This window comes from Pricia sp. (assembly GCF_041745955.1).
Lineage (GTDB): Bacteria > Bacteroidota > Bacteroidia > Flavobacteriales > Flavobacteriaceae > Pricia.
This window is the reverse complement of sequence record NZ_JBGTHY010000569.1, coordinates 1-6,869: the sequence shown is the minus strand read 5'-3', so window position 1 is coordinate 6,869 and position 6,869 is coordinate 1. Positions and strand designations below refer to the sequence as shown.

Genomic DNA, 6,869 nt, shown 5'->3' with positions numbered 1-6,869 from the left:
AAACTGAGATCAAATGCGGGATTGGTCAATGTTTCGGTAAGGATGGAACCGTCTATCGTGAAGTTGTTATCGTTGGTGTCGGAAATAACAAAGGTATCTAGGTAGAGTCCCGAATTATTTATCTCTATCGTTTCGTTATCGATTTTAAAGACGGAATTCAAGGTGGCGGCATTGAACTTCACTTGGTTGAAATCGAACCGACCTTGGTACTTCGGTTCGGCGGTGGTTCCGTTGACCTTCACGTTTCCGGAAAGATAGCCGTCGGCATCCTTGATCGCCCCTTCCGAAAGACGTTCCACCGCTGCCAGTTCCAACTTGTTCAGCTCCAGGTTCAGGTCCAGTTTAGCACCGGTCTGTTGGGCAATATAATCTCCGGTAAGGTCAAAATCGATACCGGCATCCTTTAGCGAAAGGTCGAAATCATAGCTTCCCCGGCCTTGTGATTCGGCGTTCAGCGAGAGATTTCCCAACGGATTCTTCATTACCTGTAGGTCATCGATATTGAAATCGGCCACGATTCCCGTGGCCTCGAAGGGATTTTCGACCACGATCCTGCCCTTGACCAGGCCCCCGGCCAAGGCTTCATCGGGATTCAAAAAGCTTAAAAAGGTCTGCAGCTTAAAATTATCGAAACTTACGCCGATATGATCCTTTTCTACGCCCTCGATGGAATTGCTAAGGCTAAGCCGTTGCTCGTTGCGGCTCAAAACGACGTTCTTAAAATTTAAAAGCTTTTCTCCGATGGATATTTGGTTGTCCCGTGGAACGGCCCATGACTTTTTGTTGAACATCAGGTTCTCGGGCTCGATGTGCAGGTTGACGGTATCTTTTTCAAAGGCCAATTCGGAAGCGACATGCACCAGTTGCTCTTTATCATCGAAGGAACTGAAGTCCAACTGCATCTTCTTATTTTTCAGGTTCCCCTCAAAAAGCGTACGTTTTATTTTGATGGGATCCGATTGTAGGGCCGCCAGGCCTAGGCTGAAATATAGATTGGTGGCGTCACCGTCGACCAGCACCTCGAGGCTGTCAATTGTGGATCCGGCGTACGTTGCTATCGGCACATGGAGCCTGGCCATCAGGGTATTGGTAGCGGCTTCAAAATCGGCCTTGATATTCACGGTATCCAGACGTTCCAGTCCTTTTAAGAACACTTCCGATACGATCGGGACGGTTTTCAGGCCCATGTCCAACTTCACTTGAACGGAATCCGAAATCGAATCGGAAACCGCCCCGTCCGAGAAATACCCCTCGAACTGCCTTTGTAAGGCGGTAGTAATCTGGTCGGGCGTGGCGTTGGACTTCAGGTCACCTTTCAAAAAATCGCTATCGATGCTCGCTTCTGTACTCGTCTTACCGACAGCGGCGTTCAAATCGATATTGTCCAGTTTGTATTGCTTGTTTTCGTAGACCGCCGTGCCTCCGGAAAGTAGGGCATCGAGGGTAAAATCATCGGCGTTCCCCTTGAACTCCGCATTGAGCTTGGCGGCTGCCCTGATATCTTCCTGGGTGATGCCCAGTGCCTGCAGGTCGGCCCCTATAATGTCAAGCTCGAGTTTTATATCGGAGGCCACGGAATCGAGGTCGACCTGGGCATTTGCATTGAGGTTCAGGTTATCGTCTTTAAAGTTCAGATTAATATCGCCTTGGCCGTCTTCGATATCACCTTCCAAAACGAGGTTCGAAAAATCATACCCGTCGAACGAAAGTTGCGTAAAATCGGATTTTAGGGAGGCATCGAGCGTATTGAGGCTGTTGCCGCTGCCCTGGGCGTCGACGGTAAAGGATACCCCGCCTAATTGTTCGTTTTTAAGGAGTTTGTCCAACCGCAGGCTGTCCACTTTTAAAACGCCATCAAAGGCGATTTTTTGGAGATTGGAATAACTACCTGCCAATTGGACGGTACCTTCGGGGATTTTTAGGAGGATATCCGCAGCCATATCGTCGACCGAGCCCTTGGCCGAAGCTTCTATCAAAATTGTCTGTGGTACGGAAATGCCCAAACTGTCTTCGGAGACAAATTTCAGTATATCTTTTCTAGCGGAAGTCCCCCGGATGGTATTGAAATCGAAGGATAACGAATCGGGTGCCATGACATTTTTCAGTCGGCCCTGCGCTACCAGCGAGGTGCTGTCGCCCCAATCCACTTCAAGGTTCGGAATGTCGATGCTGGCCAAAGTACCGTTGACCTCAAAATTACCGGTAACGGGCTTTTTGGCCGCCTTTTTGACGTATTCGTTATTCGCCAGATCGGGCTGAAAAACAAAGGCATCCTCTAGGGCAAGGTTCAGGTTGGGGATATTTATATTGATGCTTGTATTTTCCGGGGTCTCGATCAATTCGTCAAAGGAGGCATACGCCAACGACAGATCTCCGGAAACCGAGCTGTTGTTCGTACGTATTTTCAATCTTGAAATGGCCGCGTTGTCATCTTCTAAACGCGCGTTGAAGGCGAAATTCCTTAATTGGAATCCACTTTTTTCGGCGAAAGCCAGTTTTTCGAGCACCAAATTGGCTTCCTTGGGCCGATACAGAATATCGTTGGCCTGAAGCGTGAAATCCGAAATAGCGACGGCATCGGTATTGAACTTGCCCGCTTGGGATTGATTGTTTCCCGTAGCGTAAGCGATTTTGTTGTTTTCAAAATCTATTTTATCCACTTGCACGAAAAATTCGGGCCATTCGAAACCCGCACTGGCCACGGTAACCGTATCTTCGGGTTGATTGGGCCGACTGGCCACGGTAGAAGTACCCTTAAGTTGCTCTGGCGAACTGGCCACGGCAGCGGTATCCTCCGGTGGTTCGAGCTGCGCGGCCATCCGCAAGGAAATATCGGAGTTTTTCAGTTCCAGAACGTCGACTTCAAAATCGTTCTTGGCGAGGTCGGCCTTGGGCATTTCCAATAGGAAATTCCCGATGTTGACATCGGCCGAAAGGCTATCCGGCACGGAGCTGTAGTTCGCCTTGACCTTCTCGATGGTAAAATTTTCTACCGCCAAATAGGGCAAGGCCGTTTCCGTAGTATCCTCCGTTTCCGGAAAGGGTTTGGTCTGCTTGTAGACGGCCTCGGTATCGCTCAGTTCGAGGTCTTCCAGTTCGAAACGCATGGCCTCGAGGTCGATGGTATTGGCTTCCGCATACAATCGGCCGAGTCGGAGTTTACTGTCGATGCCCATAAAGCCATCGTCATAAACGATATCAAAATCCTTGAGATCGATGGAACCCACACTGATTTCCATGGGTCCGGCTTCCGGTTCGGGGGCGGGCACGGAATCCTGAGAAGCAAAGGCATCGACCAAAAAACTGAAATTGAAATTCTCGGAGCCTTCCCGCCGGGTGACGTTCGCCTTTAGGCCCTCCCACTCCAACGACTCCAAATTAAAGGTATTTCCAAAAATGATTTGGGACAATCCAATGTCGGCCTCCAAAGCCTTTGAATAGACCAATGTATCCCCTTTTTTATCCTCCAAATATAATCCTTCCAAAGAAAGATTCCCCGAAAAAGTCAGGAACAAACGGTCTATCTCGACCTTTGTACCCGTTTTGTCAGAAACATAGTCCGTAGCTTTGGAGACAATGATATCCTGACCCCAAGGGCTACGGATAAAAAGTACCAACGCCACCAAAAGTAGAAGCAGTACCAGCAATATGCGGCCTAAACGCCGTAAAATCTTATTTTTTTTCTTTTTCTCCAAAGTAGGTCTCGCTATGTTTCCGTAAAAGTTCAAAAGTAAAACCTTTGGCAAAAGGTAGTTGCCAATCTTGTATTAATTTCAAACCGTTACATACGTACCGTTACATACGTGGCTAGTTACGAAAGTATTCGAAAGGGGGATGATGCTATTGGAATTATTTTTGAGGGTAACGTCTAAAATTAGAAAAGAAAGCGCATACTGATTTCTGCCGAAAAGAAATCCTTGTATAAGGATGGGTTTGAAACTTTGACCTTAAAATCCGTTAGTTAATTTTTAAGTCAAAAAAAAAGTTAAATGCGTTAAACCAATCTTAAACTTACCATGAATTTTATACTTCGTTAATATCTCTGGCCCCTCTTTTTCTTAATCCATTTAGAACTCCCCATGCAGGTCAGAAGTTCACGAAATAACTTTCCCACCAAAACCAAAATTCAGTAAGAATTAATTTATACATGTTGTTGAAAATATCCATTTTAACTTTCAGTGATACGCTAACCCAAATACCGCATTATGCCATTGAAAACCATTTTTTTGATACTATCGTTTTTAACGGTCCATTCCCTACTCTACGCCCAGGACAATAGTACCGTCACGGGTACGGTTTCCGATAGCCAAGGCCCCCTGCCCGGTGCTTCAGTAGTCATTAAGGGCACGACCACGGGTACCCAGACCGATTTTGACGGAAATTACACCTTGGACGGGGTTCCCGAAAATGCGATCCTCGAAATCAGCTATATAGGCTATGCCGCCAAGGATGTACCGGTTGACGGGCAGACAACCATTAATGCTACCCTTCAAGAAGATGCACAGGCTTTGGAAGAAGTAGTGGTCGTAGGATATGGAACACAGCAAAAAGAAGATATTACAGGTTCTATTTCGGTCGTGGACAGCGAAGAATTGACCAAACAGCCCAATTCAAACCCGTTAAGTTCGATACAGGGAAAGGTATCTGGCGTAACCATAACCAATTCGGGAAGGCCGGGCGCCTCTCCCAATGTACGAATCAGGGGGGTGGGCAGTGTCAGCAACGCTGATCCGCTTTACGTTGTGGATGGGGTCTTGACCAACGATATTTCTTATCTCAACAGTAACGATATCGAGAGCATGAGTATCCTTAAAGATGCGTCAAGTTCCGCCATTTATGGAATTCGCGCGGCGAACGGGGTCATCGTGATCAAAACCAAACGCGGGCAGGGCACGCAGGAAAACGTCACTTTTACATATGATGCTTTCGCAGGTTTCCAAAAAGTGTCCAATGTACCCGATTTGGTCAATGCCAGTCAATATGTAGAGCTTTACAATGAGAAACAGGCATTTGAAGGTTCGGAGAACAGGATCAGCGTAGCGGATTTTAATGGGGATACGGATTGGTTCGAGGAAATTTTAAAAAAATCGGCCGCGACTACATCCCACAATATCTCTATAACCGGTGCTTCAAAAAAAACCCAGTATTATGTCGGCTTCGGATATTTTGATCAATCAGGGCTTCTGGATGCGGGCAGGAACATCAATTCAGGGAATGATTTCAGGAGATTGACCGGTAGGATAGGCCTTGATATCGACCTCAACGACTATTTTACCTTTGGGGGTTCCGTAGCGTATACCGATACCAAAAACAACAACGCCACCGAACCTTTTGCCCAAGCCTATATCGCCCCGCCGATCTTTAGCCCGCTCAATCCCGACGGCAGTTACGGGTCGACCGAAGCCGTAGGACTTTTTGGAAACCCTCGGGGCACCTTGGATTTTTCCAGGGCGAAGGCAAAGCAGAATAGGGTCTTGGCGAATGTGTATGCGGAAATTAAGCCCATCGAATCATTGTCCTTCAGGATAAGTTTCTCAGGCGATTTTACCAGTGGCCGTTCCTTCAATTACACCCCGGAATTTTTTATCAGCACCAGTCAAAGGGCCAATATCAGTACCCTAAACCGTAAAAATATCGAGAACGACAACTGGCTCTGGGAAAACACGTTGACCTGGCAGAAAACCTTCGGCAATCACAACCTAACCCTTTTGGGTGGTTTTTCACAGGAAGAACGCACCTCCTTCGAAATAGAGGGCATAGCCGATGGCGTAGATTTCAACGGCAATGATGCCATACTATATTTGGATCTAGGGAATGCCGATACCGAACAAGTCAACGATCAAGGGTCCAACATCCACTTTGAATCCCTCTTTGCCCGATTGCAGTATAAATATAACAACAGGTATCTGCTGAACGCCACCGTTCGAAAGGATGGCTCATCGAACTTCTCGGAAGATAGCAACACCGATATTTTTCCTTCGGTAGGTATAGGTTGGATCATTAGCAACGAGTCTTTTCTCGAGAACGCTTCCGCAGTCAATAGCCTAAAGCTAAAAGCAAGCTGGGGAAAATTGGGAAATGCCAATGTGCCCCGTGGTTTCGATATTACGGCAAACGATCCAACACTGACCTTTTTTGGCGGCCAGGCCCAAACGGCAAGGTCCATAAGCGAATTTTCGGATCCCAGTATTTTTTGGGAAATCATCGAAGAGTACGACCTGGGATTGGAATTCGGTCTTTTTCAGGGTAAATTGGACGGTGAGGTCAACTATTATAACAGGGAAACCCAAGATGCGGTATTCAGCATTCAACAATTGGCATCTTCCGGGGCCACCAATACCCAGTTGCTTACCAATGCGGGAAGTTTCAAGAATACAGGGATCGAAGTATCCCTGAATTGGAACAACAGCGTATCGGAAGATTTTGCCTATGGTATGTACGGAAACGTAACCACTATTTCCAATGAAATTACCGAAATTCGTGAGGGCTCTTTTCTAAATACGGGTCCGGGACTTTTCGGAAACCCCATCGTGCGTTTGGAGACAGGCGCTGAAATAGGATCGTACTATGGATTTGTCACCGATGGCGTAATCCAGACACAGGCCGAGGCCGACGCACTGGGTTCCCGCGTAGGTGCCTTCAAATTTATGGACCTTAACGGCGACGGCATCATCGGTGAGGACGATAAGGCCTTTTTGGGCAGTCCCATACCTGAATTTACCTATGGGTTCGGGTTCAGCCTAAATTACAAACAATTGGATTTTGGTATGGATTTTCAAGGGGTCGTAGGAAACGAAATCTATAATTTCAATCGAAACTCCAGATTCGGAAACGAAAGCTGGGATCTCGATTTTTATGAAAATCGATGG

Annotated in this window: 2 protein-coding genes; one reads left to right on the top strand and one right to left on the bottom strand. The window is 47.1% G+C overall.

What is annotated here, in order from left to right; genetic code table 11:
* A partial coding sequence (locus tag ACEW8S_RS20440) for a translocation/assembly module TamB (protein WP_373519958.1) occupies window positions 1–3,728 on the bottom strand: 3,728 nt, incomplete at its 3' end.
* A 477-nt stretch (window positions 3,729–4,205) separates the two neighbouring features.
* Between ACEW8S_RS20440 and ACEW8S_RS20435 the strand changes: the two genes are divergently transcribed.
* A partial coding sequence (locus ACEW8S_RS20435) for a SusC/RagA family TonB-linked outer membrane protein (protein WP_373519957.1) occupies window positions 4,206–6,869 on the top strand: 2,664 nt, incomplete at its 3' end.